Source organism: Actimicrobium sp. CCC2.4 (assembly GCF_034347385.1).
Taxonomy (GTDB): domain Bacteria; phylum Pseudomonadota; class Gammaproteobacteria; order Burkholderiales; family Burkholderiaceae_D; genus Actimicrobium.
Genome location: NZ_CP133777.1, coordinates 551353 through 568261, shown reverse-complemented (window position 1 = coordinate 568261; position 16909 = coordinate 551353). Strand labels below are relative to the sequence as shown.

At 61.4% G+C, this 16909-nt stretch carries 14 protein-coding genes; 6 read left to right on the top strand and 8 right to left on the bottom strand.

Annotated elements, in window-relative coordinates; all coding sequences use genetic code 11:
- Window positions 1-6 precede the first annotated feature (6 nt).
- The 5 genes from rodA to RHM62_RS02645 form a co-directional block, all read right to left on the bottom strand.
- Window positions 7-1113 carry a rod shape-determining protein RodA gene (gene rodA / locus RHM62_RS02665; RefSeq protein WP_322124040.1) on the bottom strand — a complete coding sequence of 369 codons (1107 nt, stop codon included), beginning with the start codon at window positions 1111-1113 and terminating at the stop codon, window positions 7-9.
- Window positions 1106-3052, bottom strand: a complete 1947-nt coding sequence (gene mrdA / locus RHM62_RS02660) for a penicillin-binding protein 2 (RefSeq protein ID WP_322124039.1) — start codon at window positions 3050-3052, stop codon at window positions 1106-1108. Before mrdA ends, rodA begins: the two co-directional genes overlap by 8 nt.
- Window positions 3053-3108: 56 nt before the next feature.
- A complete protein-coding gene (gene mreD / locus RHM62_RS02655; protein WP_322124038.1) occupies window positions 3109-3621 on the bottom strand; it encodes a rod shape-determining protein MreD in 513 nt (170 codons plus the stop codon).
- Entirely contained in the window at window positions 3618-4592 is a 975-nt protein-coding gene (gene mreC / locus RHM62_RS02650) for a rod shape-determining protein MreC (protein WP_322124037.1), read from the bottom strand. Before mreC ends, mreD begins: the two co-directional genes overlap by 4 nt.
- Window positions 4593-4679: 87 nt before the next feature.
- Window positions 4680-5723, bottom strand: coding sequence for a rod shape-determining protein (locus RHM62_RS02645; RefSeq protein WP_322124036.1), 1044 nt, complete (start codon window positions 5721-5723; stop codon window positions 4680-4682).
- Window positions 5724-5986: 263 nt separating this feature from the next.
- Here RHM62_RS02645 and gatC point away from each other — a divergent pair, with 263 nt between their 5' ends.
- The 4 genes from gatC to gatB are packed head-to-tail and all read left to right on the top strand — an operon-like array spanning window position 5987 to window position 9758.
- On the top strand, window positions 5987-6301 hold the full coding sequence (gene gatC / locus RHM62_RS02640; protein WP_322124035.1) for an Asp-tRNA(Asn)/Glu-tRNA(Gln) amidotransferase subunit GatC: 315 nt from the start codon (window positions 5987-5989) through the stop codon (window positions 6299-6301).
- A gap of 9 nt (window positions 6302-6310) precedes the next feature.
- Window positions 6311-7768, top strand: a complete 1458-nt coding sequence (gene gatA, locus RHM62_RS02635) for an Asp-tRNA(Asn)/Glu-tRNA(Gln) amidotransferase subunit GatA (RefSeq protein WP_322124034.1) — start codon at window positions 6311-6313, stop codon at window positions 7766-7768.
- Between the two features lie 8 nt (window positions 7769-7776).
- The gene (locus RHM62_RS02630; protein WP_322124033.1) at window positions 7777-8271 is read left to right on the top strand and encodes a hypothetical protein; all 495 of its coding nucleotides are present in this window, start codon (window positions 7777-7779) and stop codon (window positions 8269-8271) included.
- Between the two features lie 26 nt (window positions 8272-8297).
- On the top strand, window positions 8298-9758 hold the full coding sequence (gatB, locus tag RHM62_RS02625; RefSeq protein ID WP_322124032.1) for an Asp-tRNA(Asn)/Glu-tRNA(Gln) amidotransferase subunit GatB: 1461 nt from the start codon (window positions 8298-8300) through the stop codon (window positions 9756-9758).
- Window positions 9759-9774: 16 nt separating this feature from the next.
- On the opposite strand, the gene RHM62_RS02620 is transcribed toward gatB, so the two are convergent.
- Together RHM62_RS02620 and pyrE are read right to left on the bottom strand one after the other, a co-directional pair.
- Window positions 9775-10395, bottom strand: a complete 621-nt coding sequence (locus RHM62_RS02620) for a DUF4124 domain-containing protein (RefSeq protein WP_322124031.1) — start codon at window positions 10393-10395, stop codon at window positions 9775-9777.
- 22 nt (window positions 10396-10417) lie between these two features.
- The gene (pyrE, locus tag RHM62_RS02615) at window positions 10418-11083 is read right to left on the bottom strand and encodes an orotate phosphoribosyltransferase (protein WP_009666894.1); all 666 of its coding nucleotides are present in this window, start codon (window positions 11081-11083) and stop codon (window positions 10418-10420) included.
- Between the two features lie 349 nt (window positions 11084-11432).
- Between pyrE and RHM62_RS02610 the strand changes: the two genes are divergently transcribed.
- Together RHM62_RS02610 and RHM62_RS02605 are read left to right on the top strand one after the other, a co-directional pair.
- On the top strand, window positions 11433-14873 hold the full coding sequence (locus RHM62_RS02610) for a response regulator (RefSeq protein WP_322124030.1): 3441 nt from the start codon (window positions 11433-11435) through the stop codon (window positions 14871-14873).
- A 40-nt stretch (window positions 14874-14913) separates the two neighbouring features.
- A complete protein-coding gene (locus RHM62_RS02605; protein WP_322124029.1) occupies window positions 14914-15684 on the top strand; it encodes an exodeoxyribonuclease III in 771 nt (256 codons plus the stop codon).
- A gap of 25 nt (window positions 15685-15709) precedes the next feature.
- On the opposite strand, the gene RHM62_RS02600 is transcribed toward RHM62_RS02605, so the two are convergent.
- Complete coding sequence (locus RHM62_RS02600) at window positions 15710-16798, bottom strand: AraC family transcriptional regulator (protein ID WP_322125296.1); 1089 nt, start codon at window positions 16796-16798, stop codon at window positions 15710-15712.
- Window positions 16799-16909: the final 111 nt, after the last annotated feature.

Below are 16909 nucleotides of genomic sequence, written 5' to 3'. Positions count from 1 at the left end.
TATTCCTTAACTTTGTACCAGCGTGCGATGCCGCTGGATGCTCATCAGGATGCCGGCGCCAAGGCCGAGCGTGACTAGTGCGGTGCCGCCGTAACTCATGAAAGGTAGCGGCACCCCGACTACCGGCAGGATACCACTGACCATTCCCATGTTGACGAAGGCATAAGTGAAGAAAATCATCGTGATCGCACCGGCCAGCAGGCGGGTAAATACGGTCGGTGCGTTGGCCGCAATGACCAGCCCGCGACTGACCAGCAGCATGTACAAGATCAGCAGAACGCCGTTGCCGACCAAGCCGAATTCTTCGGAGTAGACCGCAAAAATGAAGTCAGTGGTGCGCTCCGGAATGAATTCCAGATGCGCCTGCGTACCCTTGAGCCAGCCCTTGCCGAACAGTCCGCCGGAGCCGACCGCGATGGTCGACTGGATGATATGGAAGCCCTTGCCGAGCGGATCCGAGGTGGGATCGATCAGCATCATCACGCGCTGACGCTGGTAATCATGCAGCACGGTCCAGAGCACCGGCAAGCTGGCAGCGACCGTGACGAACAGCCCGGCCATGACTTTCCACGATAGCCCCGCCAGGAAGATCACATAGAAACCGGCGGCCAGCACCAGCAATGCGGTACCGAGGTCGGGCTGGCGCGCGATCAATGCCACCGGAATCGCCAGCAGTACCGCCGCAACCAGGAATTCGGTCCAGCGGATCATGCCTTCGCGCTTCTGAAAAAACCAGGCCAGCATCAGCGGCATCGCGATCTTCATGATCTCGGAGGGCTGAATCACGATGCCGAGGTTAATCCAGCGCCGTGCGCCTTTCTTGACCAGGCCGAACACCGCCACCGCGATCAGCAGCGCAATGCCGAAACTGTAGATCGGTACGGCAAAGCGCATCAGCGTCTGCGGCGGCACCGTGGCGGCGATCCACATCACGATGAAGGCGATCAGGATATTGCGCAGCTGGTCTTCGACGCGGCCGGGAAAGTCGATGCCGGCCGAATACAGCGTGACCAGCCCGACCGACACGATCAGGAAAATAATCAGTGCCAGCGGGCCGTCGAATACGGTCAGCAGGGGTTTGATGCGCGGCCAGAGCGGACGTCTTTCAATCATGGTGGATATGTCCTTGATCCTTGTTGCCGCGGGTGTCGGCCACACTGACGGTCAGCGGCACTGCCGGCGTTTCCTTATCTCCCGGACGCTTGCCGAGCAGATAAAAATCCAATGCCTTCTTGACGATAGGGGCGGCGGTCTCGGCGCCGAAACCGCCATTCTCGACGATGATCGCAATCGCAATGCGCGGCTTGTCGGCCGGTGCAAAGGCGGAGTACAGCGAATGGTCATGATGCAGTTCGTCGATCTTCTTGGCGTCGTACTTTTCATTTTTCTTGATCGCGATCACCTGCGCCGTGCCGGTCTTGCCGGCAGACACATACCCGGCCTTGCCGAAGACACGGTACGAAGTGCCGCCGGCTTCGCTGGTGACGCCGACCATGGCGTTCTTGACGATGTCGATGTTGGCCTGCTTAAGCGCAATCCGGTAGCTTTCCTTCGGCACGGTGACGGTGCGTTCGCGCGTAATGCCGTTCTCGATGATCTTCACCAGATGCGGTTTCATGACAACACCGTTATTGGCCAGCGTCGCAATCGCATGCGCCATTTGCAGTGGCGTGAAGGCGTTGTAGCCCTGGCCGATGCCCAGCGAAATGGTTTCGCCGGCATACCATTTCTGCTGTTCGCGCTTGCGGTACGCAGTGCGCTTCCAGGACGTGGATGGCAGCAAGCCTTTGCGCTCGTGCTCGAGGTCGATACCGGTCAGCTCACCGAAACCGAACGGCTTCATGAAGTCATGGATCGCATCGACCCCGAGGTCGTTGGCCAGCAGGTAGTAGTAGGTATCGCACGACGCGACGATAGACCGGCGCATGTCGACCATGCCATGGCCACCTTCCTTGTCATCGCGGAAACGGTGGTTGCCGAGTATGAAATAGCCGGGGTCCGAAATCGTGTCTTCCGGCTTGCGCTTGCCCAGCTCCAGTGCGGCCAGCGCCATGAATGGCTTGTAAGTCGAGCCGGGCGGATAGGTGCCCGACAACGGCCGGTTCAGCAGCGGCCGCTCCAGCGAGGTATTGAGTTGCTCCCAGCTTTGCTGGTCGATGCCTTCGACGAACAGGTTCGGGTCGAAGGTCGGCATCGACACGTAGGCCAGGATGTCGCCGGTCGATGGCTCGATCGCCACCAGCGCACCACGGTGATCGCCGAAAGCTTCTTCGACGACCTTTTGCAATTCGATGTCGATCGACAGGATCAGGTTGTTGCCGGGACTGGCCGGCGTGCGCGAGAGCGTGCGCACCGCCCGGCCACCGGCGGAGACTTCGACTTCTTCGTAGCCGGTGATGCCATGCAATTGCCGCTCGTAGCTTTTCTCCAGGCCTTCCTTGCCGATATGGTCGGTGCCGTTGTAATTGGCACTGTCATCGAGCTCGTCGATCGCTGCGGCATCGCGCGCGCTGATGCGCCCGAGGTAGCCGGTCACGTGCGAGGCGACGGCTCCCAGCGGATACTGCCGAAACAACCGGGCCTGGATTTCGACACCCGGAAAACGGTAGCGCTGCACCGTGAAGCGCGCGACTTCTTCTTCGGTCAGGCGGGTGCGGATCGGCGAACTTTCGAAGTTGCGACTGTCTTCCAGCAGCTTGCGAAAACGCTTGCGATCCTTGGCCGTAATCTCGACCAGCTCGGCCAGCTGGTCGACGGTTTCGTCCAGACTGACGGTGAGTTTGGATGGCGTGATTTCGAGCGTGTAAGCCGAAAAATTGCGCGCCAGGACCACGCCATTGCGGTCCAGGATCAGGCCGCGGTTCGGCACCACCGGCACCACCGAGATCCGGTTGTCTTCGGCCTGCGCCGCGTAGTGGTCGTGCCGGTAGACCTGCAACCACACAAACCGGGACGCCAGCAGGCAAAAGCAGAAGAACGCAAAAAATCCCGCCACCGTGACCCGGATCCGGAAAAAATGCAGTTCGCGTTCGGTGTTCTTGAATTCAGTCATGCCCGCTCGGGTAGGTGGAACGCAATAAAAAGGAAAAAGCGCAAAGGGTCAGATCATCAGATCGGTCGCGTGTCGTCGCGGTTGATCGCACGTCGTTGCGGTGCCAGCAGCAACCAGGTCACCAGCGGCCAGAGCACCACTGAAATCAGTGACTCCATGAAAAACAGCCAGCCCGGATATTTGCCCGACGCCAGCAACCGGATCACCAGTTGCACGACTTGCGTGGCGAGCAGCAGCGGCAGGATGTGCAAGGCCTGGGTACGCACCGGAAACCACAGCACGCGCCGGTGGATCATGATCGCCAGGTAGGACAGCAGCGTGTAGACCAGCGCGTTTTCACCGAGCAGCGACGCGTTGTGCACATCCATCAGCAAGCCCATGCAAAACGCCACGCCGATACCGACCTTGCGCGGCTGGTGAATGCTCCAGAAAATCAACACCAGCGCGACAAAATCCGGCACGCCGACCAGCCCGCCCCACGGCAGCAGGTTAAGCAGAAACGCGCAGGCCAGGCTGGCGATGATGAACACCGGACTGACCGGCAGCAGGATGTAATGGGGCTGGTTCACTGAAGCAATCTCCGGACAGTCGTAGCGGGCAATGGCGTCGGTACGGCGGGCAGTTCCTTGACCGGACCGCGCAAGCGCGTCTTGCCGCCGACTGCTTTTTTGTCCTTCGCGTCGCCCGGTGGCGGTCGCGGCGCGTCCATCGGCTGCTTCAGCAAAATCAGCAATTGCTTGTGGCGATCGATCCCGGCCAGGGGCTGGCAGACGATGCTGGCGAAGGTGTCACCGGACTTGTTCTCGACCTGCACCACGGTGGCTACCGACAGGCCGCCCGGATAGACGCCATCGATACCGGAAGTGACCAGGATGTCGCCCTTGCGGATATCGGCGTTGGCCGGCATGAAGCGCAAATCCAGCAAGCCGCTCTGGCCGCGCCCGTAGGCCACGCTGCGCAAGCCGTTGCGTACGACCTGCACCGGAATGGCTTCATCCTTGTCGGTCAGCAGCGTGGCTTCGGAGGTCAGTGGAAAAACCCGCGTGATCTGGCCGACCACGCCGGTATCGTCGATGACCGGCTGGCCGAGCACGACATCGTGGCGCGAACCACGGTCGAGCACGATCTTGCGGGTGAAGACATCGCGGGCATCGTAGAGGATTTCGCTCATGACGGACTTGACCGGCAATTGCTCGCTGGTGCCGAGCAGCTTGCGCAACTGGGCGTTTTCGGAAAACAGTTGCTGGGCGCGCTGCAGGGTCTGCGCGTTGGCGGCCTGCTCGAGGCGCAAGGCCTTGTTCTCGCGCTCGACCGAGGCCAGCGAAACAAAATAGCCGCTGACGCTATAGAGCGCATCGCGCGGCAGCAAGGCCGCCATCTGCACCGGGTACAGTGCGGTACCGACAACTTGCCGGATCAGGGCGAGCGACTGCATGTGCGAATCGACCACCAGCAGGGCAATCGCAATGATCGAGAAAAACACCACTTTGACGCGTGCCGAAGCACCTTGCTTGAACAGTGGCGGTGGGCTGTATTCCATTTAATGCTTGCTAGGTATCCTGGCTACTTGCTGTTTGCTGCATCGGTGCCGCCGGTGGCGACGAGGTGAATGCGAACGGCGAACGACTTACTCGTACGAGAAAATCGAACCGAGCTTGTCCATCCGTTCGAGCGCCATGCCGGAGCCGCGCACGACGCAAGTCAGCGGGTCTTCGGCGACGATGACCGGCAGGCCGGTTTCTTCCATCAGCAGGCGATCGAGGTCACGCAGCAGCGCACCGCCGCCGGTCAGCATCATGCCTTTTTCGGCGATGTCGGCACCGAGTTCCGGCGGGGTCTGCTCGAGTGCATTCTTGACCGCCGAGACGATGTTGTTGAGCGGATCAGTCAGCGCCTCGAGGATTTCATTGCTTGAGATCGTGAACGAGCGCGGGATGCCTTCGGACAGGTTGCGGCCCTTGACTTCCATTTCGCGCACTTCGGAACCCGGGAAAGCCGAACCGATTTCTTTCTTGATGGCTTCGGCGGTTTGCTCGCCGATCAGCATGCCGTAGTTGCGGCGGATGTAGTTGACGATAGCCTCGTCGAACTTGTCACCACCGACCCGCACCGATCCCTTGTAGACCATGCCGCCCAGCGAAATGATGCCGACTTCAGTGGTACCGCCGCCGATATCGACGACCATCGAACCGGTCGCTTCGGAGACCGGCAGGCCGGCACCGATGGCGGCGGCCATCGGCTCTTCGATCAGGAATACCTGCGAGGCGCCGGCGCCAAGCGCCGACTCGCGGATCGCGCGGCGCTCAACCTGGGTCGAGCCGCACGGCACGCAGATGATGATGCGCGGAGAGGGTTTGAACAGCTTCGAGTCGTGCACCATGCGGATAAATTGCTTGAGCATTTGCTCGGTGACGGTGAAGTCGGCGATGACGCCGTCTTTCATTGGACGGATGGCTTCGATGTTGCCTGGCACTTTACCGAGCATTTGCTTGGCTTCGCGGCCGACGGCCTGGATGGTTTTCTTGCCGTTCGGGCCGCCCTGCTGGCGGATGGCAACGACCGATGGCTCGTCAAGAACGATGCCCTGGCCGCGTACATAAATGAGGGTGTTGGCGGTGCCCAGGTCAATCGCCAGGTCATTCGAAAAGTAACTGCGGAGAAATCCAAACATGTATTGTCCTGATGCGCAGCGGGTGTGCGCGGTTTCGATATGAGGTTGAGTGATGTTTAGTCGCTACCCGAGGCTGCCTGAGATTCGGCGCCATCCAGGTGGACGCCCCGCATTCTACCTTATAATTCAGGCAAAACTGCCTCTATAAACCCGCCAGAATGCTGTCCCGATGCGGAGTTTTTATCCGCTACGAATGGCACTTTGATCGCGTTTTGGTGCTTCCCGAACCATTTTCCGGCGCGCTCGCTGCGTGATTCCCCGCCATGTCGCTTACCCTCTCGAATGTCACCATCCTGGCCAATCTGGCCCAACTCGAACTGACCGACGCGCAAGCCGAAAAGTCGCTCGTCAAGCTCAATGAAATTTTTGCGCTGGTCGAGCAGATGCAGGCTGTCGATACCACCGGCGTCATGCCGCTGAGCCATCCGATTTTTGCGCTCGACAGCGCACTGCCGGACGACCTGGCGCTGCGCTTGCGCGACGACGTGGTGACCGAAACCAACCACCGCGACGATTACCAGAAACCTGCGCCGGCCACTCAGGACGGCTTGTACCTGGTGCCCAAAGTCCTCGATTAAAGATTCCCCATGCATACCAAATCACTCAAGCAATTGTCGGCGCTGCTGCAATCGAAGCAGGTTTCGGCCACCGAACTGGCACAGCACTTCCTGGCACGCATCGGCGGCAGCGAGCTCAATGCCTTCCTGCACGTCGATCCGGAACTGACACTGCAACAAGCAGCCGCGGCCGACCTGCGACTGGCCTCTGAAGACCACACCCCGCTGACCGGCATTCCGGTTGCGCACAAGGATATTTTTGTCACGCGCAACTGGCGCGCGACGGCCGGCTCGAAGATGCTGGCCAATTACACCAGCCCGTTCGACGCCACCGTGGTCGAACGCCTCGGCAATGCCGGCATGGTCACGCTGGGCAAGCTCAACTGCGATGAATTTGCGATGGGCTCGTCGAACCAGAATTCGTTCTTTGGCCCGGTCAAAAATCCGTGGGACAAGAGCGCGATTCCGGGCGGATCGTCGGGCGGCTCGGCCGCAGCGATTGCAGCACGACTGGCACCGGCCGCAACCGGTACCGATACCGGTGGCTCGATCCGCCAGCCGGCAGCAATGTGCGGCGTGACCGGCATCAAGCCGACCTACGGCCGCGTCTCGCGCTTCGGCATGATTGCGTTTGCCTCGTCGCTCGATCAGGGTGGCCCGATGGCGCAAAGCGCCGAGGATTGCGCGCTGCTGCTGTCGGCGATGGCCGGTTTCGATGCGCGCGATTCGACCAGCCTGCAGCGTCCTGATGAAGACTATTCACGCGATCTCGGCAAGGACTTGCGCGGCTTGCGCATCGGCGTGCCGCGCGAATATTTCGGTACCGGCCTGGCCGCCGATGTCGAACAGGCGGTCCGTACGGCGCTAGCCGAATACGTGAAGCTCGGCGCCACGCTGGTCGATATTTCGCTGCCCAACACCGAGCTGTCGATCCCGGCGTATTACGTGATTGCACCGGCTGAAGCCTCGTCCAACCTGAGCCGTTTCGATGGCGTGCGCTACGGCCATCGCGCCGAAAACTACAGTGACCTGACAGAGATGTACAAGCGCACCCGCGCCGAAGGATTCGGCGAAGAAGTCAAGCTGCGCATCCTGGTCGGCGCGTATGTGCTGTCGCATGGTTACTTCGATGCGTACTACCTGAAAGCGCAAAAAATCCGCCGCCTGATCGCGCAGGATTTCCAGCACGCGTTCACAAGCTGCGACGTCATCATGGGACCGGTCTCGCCGACGGTGGCCTGGAACCTCGGCGACAAAGCCGATGATCCTGTGGCCAATTACCTGGCCGATATCTACACGCTGTCGACCAGCCTGGCCGGCTTGCCGGGTATGTCGGTGCCATGCGGATTTGGCCGGGGCGAGGTCAACGGCAAGCGCCCGGTCGGCCTGCAATTGATCGGCAATTATTTCGAGGAAGCGAAGCTGCTCAATATCGCCCACCAGTACCAGCAAGCGACCGGCTGGCACCTGATGCAACCGGAAGACTGAGGCTAGCCATGCGCCGGATCATTGCCCATGCCATCGCACCCATGCTGCTTTTTTGTGCAGCCGCGGCAGGCGCGCAAACGCTCGATACCCGCTTCGCCTGCAGTCAGCGGGCTGACGATGGCGGCGATCCGATCACGTACGCCGATACGGGCGAGATTCATATGGACGGTGCTGTCGTGAAGATGTTCCGGTGGGAGTCGGCGATTTTTCGCTCGACCCATGGCTACGACTGCAACATCGACGACGACGACGGCTTGCAGGCCGAAGTACGCGGCGACGGCTCGACGGCATCATGGCGGGTGGCCTTGAAGGATGGTGGCGCAGCGCGCCTCAAGCGCGGCTACAACTTCGAGCGCGGCCTCAATTGCACGATCCGGCTCGAGCGCGACGGCAACACGGTGCATGTCAAACCGACCTGTCCGGCGCTGTGCGGTTCGCGCATCAATTTTTCTGACATCGTGATTGATCTCGACAGCGGCACCTGCCGCTACGATCACCAATAGACAGCACATAAAAACAAGGAATCATCATGCAATGGGAAGTCGTCATCGGGTTGGAAACGCATACACAGCTGACCACCCAGTCCAAAATTTTCAGCGGCTCGGCGATCCGTTTCGGCGCCGAGCCGAACACGCAGGCGTCCCTGGTGGATCTGGCCTTGCCGGGTGCGCTGCCGGTAATGAACAAGCGCGCCGTCGAACGGGCTATCCAGTTCGGCCTGGCGGTCGACGCAGTGATCGCGTCCAGCTCGGTATTCGCGCGCAAGAATTATTTTTATCCGGACCTACCCAAGGGTTACCAGATCAGCCAGTTCGAGATTCCTGTCGTGCAGGGCGGACGCGTGTCGTTTGCCTTCGAACGCGATGGCAAGACCGAACTGCGCACCGTGCAGCTGACCCGCGCGCATCTGGAAGAAGACGCCGGCAAGTCGCTGCATGAAGACTATCAGGGCATGACCGGCATCGACCTCAACCGCGCCGGTACGCCGCTGCTCGAGATCGTCACCGAGCCCGACATGCGCAGTGCCGCCGAAGCAGTCGCCTATGCCAAGGCGCTGCATTCGCTGGTGATGTGGCTCGACATTTGCGACGGCAACATGCAGGAAGGCTCGTTTCGCTGCGACGCCAATGTCTCGGTGCGGCCGGTCGGCCAGGAACAGTACGGCACCCGTTGCGAGGTCAAGAACCTGAACTCGTTTCGCTTCCTCGAAGAAGCGATTAACTACGAAGTACGACGCCAGATCGAACTGATCGAAGACGGTGGCCGCGTGGTGCAGGAAACCCGGCTCTACGATCCCGACCGCAAGGAAACCCGCTCGATGCGCAGCAAGGAAGACGCGCAGGATTACCGCTATTTTCCGGATCCGGATTTGCCGCCGCTGATCATCGGTGCCGACTGGATTGCGCAGGTCAAGGCAGCGATGCCCGAGCTGCCCGGTGTAATGCGCGCGCGCTTCACCAGCGATTTCGGCCTGACCGATTACGATGCTGCGGTGCTAACGCAATCGAAAGCCATGGCGCTATATTTCGAAGCCGTGGCCACGCTGACCGGCAAGGACCTGGCCAAGCAAGTGGCCAACTGGCTGATGGGCGATCTGGCGTCGGCAGTCAACCGCGATGGTATCGACGCGGACCAGGCACCGGTCGGTCCGGCCCAGCTTGCGCTGCTGCTGCAGCGCATTGCTGACGGCACGATCTCGAACAAGATTGCCAAGGAAATTTTTGCGGCGATGTGGGAAGCGAAGTCGGTCGAACCTTTGCTGGCTGATCAGCTGATCGACTCGATGGGACTGAAGCAGATTTCCGATAGCGGTGCGCTCGAAGCGATCATCGCGGAAGTACTGGCGGCCAATCCGAAGTCGGTCGAGGAATTTCGCGCCGGCAAAGAGAAAGCCTTCAATGCGCTGATCGGACAGGCCATGAAAGCCTCGCGCGGCAAGGCCAATCCGGCCCAGCTGACCGAGCTGCTGAAACAGAAACTGGCAAGCTGACCAGCGTATTCCGGCGCTAGCGCGCCGGACTGACGCCGGTCAGTTCGCGGTAGCGCTGCAAGGTGTCGTCAAACCAGGTATCGACCTTCAGTAATTCGAGCTGGTGCGACTGCATCAACTCCTGTCCGGCCTTGACCATGCCCTGTGCCTGCTCGACTTTGCGCGCCAGGCGAACCGGCACGACATTTTTTTTCGTTGCCAGCGTCGCTTCGGCCTGCGCCTCTTTTAATTCCTTGTCGGCTTGCGCCAGCGCATTGCGTTCCTGGCGCATTTTTTCATTGACGTCGGCGACGGCCCGCTTGCGCGCCGCCTCGATTTCGGCTTCGCTGCGAAAGCGTTCGAGGATCGCCGCATCACGCCGGCGCAATTCGAGCCGGGCATCGTTCTCGGCCTTCAGCTTGTCCTTGTCGCGCTGCAGCTGTTCGCGTTGCGCGACCGTCAGTGGTGCCGGTATCTCGCGCAGTACCACGCCGTTGTTACCCAGTTCGCGCATCGCACGGGTCGCACATTCGGGGATGGGTCGGTCTGCGGTCATGGTGCGCCCCGCGCTGTCCTTGCAGACATAAATTTGCGCGCCGACCAATCCCGGCACGGTGGCCAGAACCAGCATTAGCAAGGTGCGCGTGAGGGCAGGCATCGGATCAGCAGATTAGCTGGCGTCAGGCCACGCCATAGCGTTCGCGGTAGGCGCTGATCGCCGGCCGGTAGCGCTGCAGTTCGGCGTTGCCATCGGCGCGCCCGAGATATTCCAGCAAGTCGGCAAGGTTACCGATAGAGATGACCGGAATACCATACAGCTGACTCACTTCCTGCACCGCTGATCCAGCCGACAGCGCGTCATCCTTACCTGAGCGCTCCATCCGGTCCAGCGCGATCAGTACCGCACAGGGCGTAGCTCCGGCCGCGCGGATCAGGTCGACCGATTCGCGCACCGAGGTGCCGGCCGAAATGACGTCGTCGATGATCACGACACGTCCCTTCAAGGCGGCTCCGACGATGGTGCCGCCTTCGCCATGGTCCTTGGCTTCCTTGCGGTTGAAGGCGAACGGTACGTTACGATTTTTGCCGGCCAGCGCCACGGCGGTGGCCGATGCCAGCGTGATGCCCTTGTAGGCAGGGCCGAACAGCATGTCGAATTCCACCCCGGCATCGAGCAGCGACTGCGCATAGAACTGCGCCAGCGTGCCGAGCGTGGCACCGTCGTTGAAGGCGCCCGCATTAAAAAAATACGGCGACGTGCGCCCGGCCTTGGTGATGAATTCGCCGAAGCGCAGGACGCCGCTGTCGACGGCGAAGGCAATGAATTGCTGACGTAAATTGTTCAATTGTTTTCCTTGAGGCGTACCGGAATGGGCGGTGCTGACGAATTTTGGCAGTACCTGATGCCGAGCGGACATTTTAATGCGATATCCACAGAATTCTGCACACATCAGCAAGAGGTGTGCCCGAAAAACCTGGCCGGGTACGGAGGAATTTCAGGAAACCGGTCACGGCAAGGCGTTGATCGCAGCAACTTATGACATCATGCAATGTGAAACCATTAGACAACATTCGATGGACACATAAAATTACGTCCCCCACCGTCCCGTAAAAAGGTACTCCATCAACATCCCGCCTGACCCGACGCCAAGCAACACTGTTCCGGCACCATTGCGCCGGCGCCCGCGCTACTCCGTGCGCACGCTGCTGCTGTTACTGGTGCTCACGGTCCTGCTGCCCGGCATCATCGGCGTGACCACATTGATTCGTCATCAGTACCACCAGGAGCAACAGGAACTTGAGCGCGAAACGCTCAGGATGGCAAAAACACTGGCGCTGGTGCTGGACAATGAGCTGGTGGATGTCCGCAACGTTGCGCTGGCCCTGGCGAGCTCCGGTCACTTCGCCAGTCGCGATTTCCCGGCCCTCCATCGGCAGTTTGCCGACCTGCTGCAAAAATCGGATGTCGGCTCGCACGCGGTTCTCAGCGACAGGAGCGGTCAGCAACTGCTCAACACGCAGCAGCCCTATGGCACGGCGTTGCCGCGCCATGCCAATCCGGCCCTGGTAGAGCAGATATTCGCCACGGCGCAGCCGGTGATATCCGGGCTCTATGTCGGCGCGCTCAGTCGACGTGCGCTCGCCAGTGTCGACGTACCGATCATCGTGGATGGCGAAGTCGGCTACGACCTTGGTGTCGGCATGTTCACCCATAAATTCGATGCCATCCTGCGACGCCAGTCGCTGCCGGAGAACTGGGAGGCAGGCATCTTTGACGGTGACGGCACCCTCGTCGCACGCACGCTAGGCGGAATCATGGACGGCGAAAAAGTCAGCCCCGCGCTATGGAAAGCCACCGTCGAGGGCCGCGGCGATATGTTCGACATTACGCGACGCGACGGTACCGTCATGCGTAACGTGGTTACCGCGGCACCCGTGTCAGGCTGGCATGTGGTGGTCGGCATACCGCGCGTGATTCTCAAAGACCATTTGCGGCAACGCATTTCGCAGTTCGGACTGGTTTTGCTGCTGATGTTTGGTAGCGGTATGGGACTGGCCTGGTTCATGGGCAACCGGATTGCGCGGTCGGTCAAGGCATTGACGGCGCCGGCTATTGCGTTGGAGGCCGGTGAGCGCGTGCAAATCTCGCCGGTGTACTTCCGCGAAGCCGATGATGTCGCGCTGGCGATGGCCGGCACCGCACGGTTGCTGGCCACACGCCAGCGCGTGCTGCGGGAGCGCGACATCGAACTGGTGACAGCGCAACGCCTGAGCCGCATGGGTAGCTGGGACTGGACCCTCGGTAGCGAGATGGTGCGGGCCTCGGCGGAAATCTGCCGGATGTTCGGCCGGTCGACGATACCCGCGTTCGCGGCGCAAAAACACACGATGTTCGCCCCGGAGGTGTGGGACACCCTGGAACAGGCGCTCTACCGCACCGCCACCACGGGCGAACTGTGCGATCTGGAAATACCGGCGCGGCGTCACACCGGCGACACGTTCTGGGCGCATTACTGCTGCGAGGCGATCCGCGACTCACGCCACCGGATTGTCGGATTGCGCGGCACCGTCCAGGACATCTCCGAGCGCAAGCGGGCACAAAACGAACTCGACCGCTACCGCAATGATCTGGAAGCACTGGTGACCTCGCGCACCATCGAACTCGAACAGGCGCGCGACGCTGCCGAATCCGCCAACCGCGCCAAGAGCGATTTCCTCGCCACCATGAGTCATGAACTGCGCACGCCACTGCATGCGGTCATCGGCCTGACCCGGCTGCTGGGCGCAGCGCCCATCAGTCCGCGCCAGCGCGATCATGCCGACAAGATTCTGCTGTCGGCCGAAGCGCTGCAGACAATGATCGACGACATCCTGGATTTTTCGCGCATCGAAGCAGGCAAGCTGCAACTCGAACACCAGCCGTTTTCGCTCAACGCCATCCTGCGCACGACGGCCACGGTGATCGGTATCGGACTGGGTGACAAGCCGGTCGAAGCCTGCTTTGACATCGATCCCGACATGCCCGACATCGTGCTTGGCGACAGTTTGCGACTCCAGCAAGTCTTGTTGAACCTGGCCAGCAATGCGGTCAAATTTACCGATGCCGGCAGCATCGTCGTGCAACTGCGGTGCGAGCCGCGCAGTGGCGGCCTGGTCGCACTGAAGTTCATGTTCCGCGATAGCGGTGTCGGTATCCCGGCGGCCCAGCTCGACACTATTTTCGAGCAATTCACGCAAGCCGATACGTCGACGACGCGCCGTTACGGCGGCTCCGGACTCGGACTGGCCATCACCCGGCGGCTCGCTGACCTGATGCACGGCACCATCAGCGTCGACAGCCAGCCCGGCCGGGGCAGCACCTTCTGCTTCTGCGTGGAACTCGAGCGTGGCACGCCGTCTGGCCCCGTCGCGCGACCGATCGCCGGCCTGCGGGTCCTGATTATCGATGACCATCCGGTAGCGCGCGACCTGCTGGCACGTCCCTGCATCGCTGCCGGCTGGCAGGTCACGACGTGCGACAGCGCCGCCAGCGGACTGGCCGAATTACAGCGCAGTGCCGCCTGCAGCGAAGACCATGATGTGATGCTGCTGGACTGGCAGATGCCCGGCATGGATGGGGTGGACTTCTTACGGCGCGCCAGTGCGATCGACAGACTCCTGTTGCCCGCAACCATACTAATGACGCCGATGGGCATGCTGGAGCAGGCCGCCGTTGCCAGCGCCGATCTGTTCATCGATCGCCTCGCGGCCAAGCCGTTGTTGCCGGCGACCTTGCTCGAAATAGTCCGGCAGACTTGCCTGAGCGAGCTTGGCACCTTGCTACCGGCACTGGCGGCAACGGCCGATGATTGTCGTCTGACGGGAATGCATTTTCTGGTGGCGGAGGACAACGTGATCAACCAGATCGTGATCGAGCAAACCCTGACCGGTGCCGGTGCCAGCGTGGAACTGGCATCGAACGGACAGGATGCAGTGGCGGCGACGCAGCGCACATCACACTTCACTGCCGTGCTGATGGACATCCAAATGCCGGTCATGGACGGCTACGAAGCCACGCGGCTTATCCGTGCCCAGCCCGGTATGGCGACCTTACCTATCCTCGCTCTGACCGCATCAGCACGACGTCAGGAGCGCGAATCTTTTCGCCAGGCAGGCCTGTCAGGCGTGCTTACCAAGCCACTCGATATTGATGACTTGCTGGCGATGCTGGACCGTCTGATCCGGCATCCCGCTCAATTTGCCATGCAGGCGGCGACCGCCGCAGAGGATACAAAGGACACCGCTGTGCTGGCCATCCTGAACATCGACCGCGCCTTGCGCTCCTTCGGCGGCAATGCCCCGAAGTTCGACGCGCTGTTGCAGCAATTCATGCTGAGCTGCAGCGATGACGTGCGGCAGGCCAGTAGCCTGCTGATGGATTCCGATTGCGCCGGTGCGGCGGCGCTGGCACACGGGCTGGCAGGTACGGCACGTATTCTGGGTGCAGAACAACTGGCCCGGATCGCCAGTGCCATCGAGGTCGTACTGCTCGATGGCGATACCGGTACCGGCGGCGTCCTGCTCGACGAATTACAGGTCGCGATGCAGCACTTGCAGCAGGTCATCAGCCAGCGCACCAGTCTGCTCACGAACTGATCGGGTATCCTTCTGCATCGTTCACCAGACCACGACCACCATGCTGAAAATCATCGCCGCCAATCTCAATGGCATCCGTTCGGCCAGCAAAAAAGGCTTCTTTGCCTGGATAGCCAAACAGGATGCCGACTTCATCTGTGTCCAGGAACTCAAGGCCCAGGCGGCCGACATGTCGCCGGAAATGCTGGCACCGGAGGGCTACCACGGCCATTTTCACTACGCTGAAAAGAAGGGCTATTCGGGCACCGGCATCTACAGCAAGCGCTTGCCGGACCAGGTCATTACCGGCTTCGGCACGCCCGAATTCGATGCCGAGGGACGCTACGTCCAATGCGACTTCGGCAATCTGAGTATCGTCTCGGTGTACTGCCCGTCGGGCTCGTCGGGCGAGGAACGCCAGCTGGCCAAATTCCGTTTCATGGACGTCTTCCTGCCGCATCTGGCTGCGCTGAAAGCCAGCGGTCGCGAAGTCGTCATCTGCGGCGACTGGAATATCGCGCACCAGGAAATCGACCTGAAAAACTGGAAGGGCAACAAGAAAAATTCCGGCTTCCTGCCCGAGGAACGGGCCTGGCTGTCACGCCTGTTCGACGAGGTTGCGCTGGTTGATGTCTTCCGTCGCGTCGATGAACGTGCTGAGCAATACACCTGGTGGAGCAACCGTGGTCAGGCCTGGGCCAACAATGTCGGATGGCGCATCGATTACCAGATCGCCACACCCGGCATCGCCGCGACCGCGAAGGCGGTGGCGATCTACAAGGACGAGCGGTTTTCCGACCATGCGCCGCTAACGATCGAATACGACGCATAGGGTCGCCGCATCAGTACAAGCTACCTCAGCCATCCCGCCCGTCGCGTTGGCGCAGCACCAGCGGTGTCGCGCCAAACCAGCGCCGTACCGTCCTGCTGAAATTGGACGTGTCGGCATAACCGAGCTGGGCGGCGATGTCTTCGACGCTGCAGTGGGTGTGTTGCAGCAGCCAGAGCGTGCGGGACTGACGCGCCGTATCCAGCAATTGCTGGAATGTGACGCCGTCGGCGCGCAGGCGGCGCATCAGCGTGCGCGGGGTCAGGCTGACGGCGGCGGCTACTTCTACCAGTTGCGGATAGCGGCCCGCCGGTGCTGCCGCCAGCAGGGCGGCGACACGCTGCGCGATACTGCGACCGGCCTGTTCTGCCAGCGCGTCATCGCACTCGCCACAGGCCATCGCATGCGCATGTCGATCGGCTCCGAGGCACGGTAAAGCGCGTGCGTCCGGAGCGACATGCAACGCCAGTGCCGGTTGGCCGAAGCGGAACTCGACCGGCTGGTAGCGGCCGTATTGCGCGGCCCACGGCGGTCGTGCCATCGGCATGTCGACACGCAAGCCGGCCGGCAACTGGCCGGTCGCCGCGCCGATCAGATGCAGCACTGCACCGGCCATCAGGTCGAGCACGAAGCCACGCGCATCGCCCCAGTCGGCTTGCTCGGTGGCCCCCAGCACTGCGCCTTGCGGCGTGACCCGCCACTCCCACGAAAACGCCTCGTTGCGCAAGCTACCGTAGCGCGCCAGCACGGCCAGCAAACTGCCGATGTCGCGCGCCGTGACCGCTGCGATGCCAAGTGGTCCGTGGGCCGTCACCGGCAGGCTGGCGGCCAGATCGAGTCCCAGCCAGGGCTTGCCGGTAGCCGCCATCGCCGCCATGACCAGCCGTGTCACGGTGTCCTGCGGCAGACGACTGTCGTCGGTCAGCAGCGTGGCCCAGTCCAGCTGCGCGGCAGCCAGCACGCGGTCGCCATCGACCGCGCCTTGCTGCAGCAGCATGCGCAACTGGCGCGCATAAATCGGGGCAGTCAGTGTGGTCGATTGGAGCAAGGCAGTCTCTGCAGGCATCGTGTGATCAAAAAATGGGTTGTTCGACCAGCCGTACAGCGCCATCGGCACGTGTCGCAATAAGACGATGTCGTGGCATCGGCGTCGGTGGCGGGCGCATCGAAAACATTGCACACTGGAACAGATCGGTAGCACAGACTACCGCGTATTCCAACAATCATG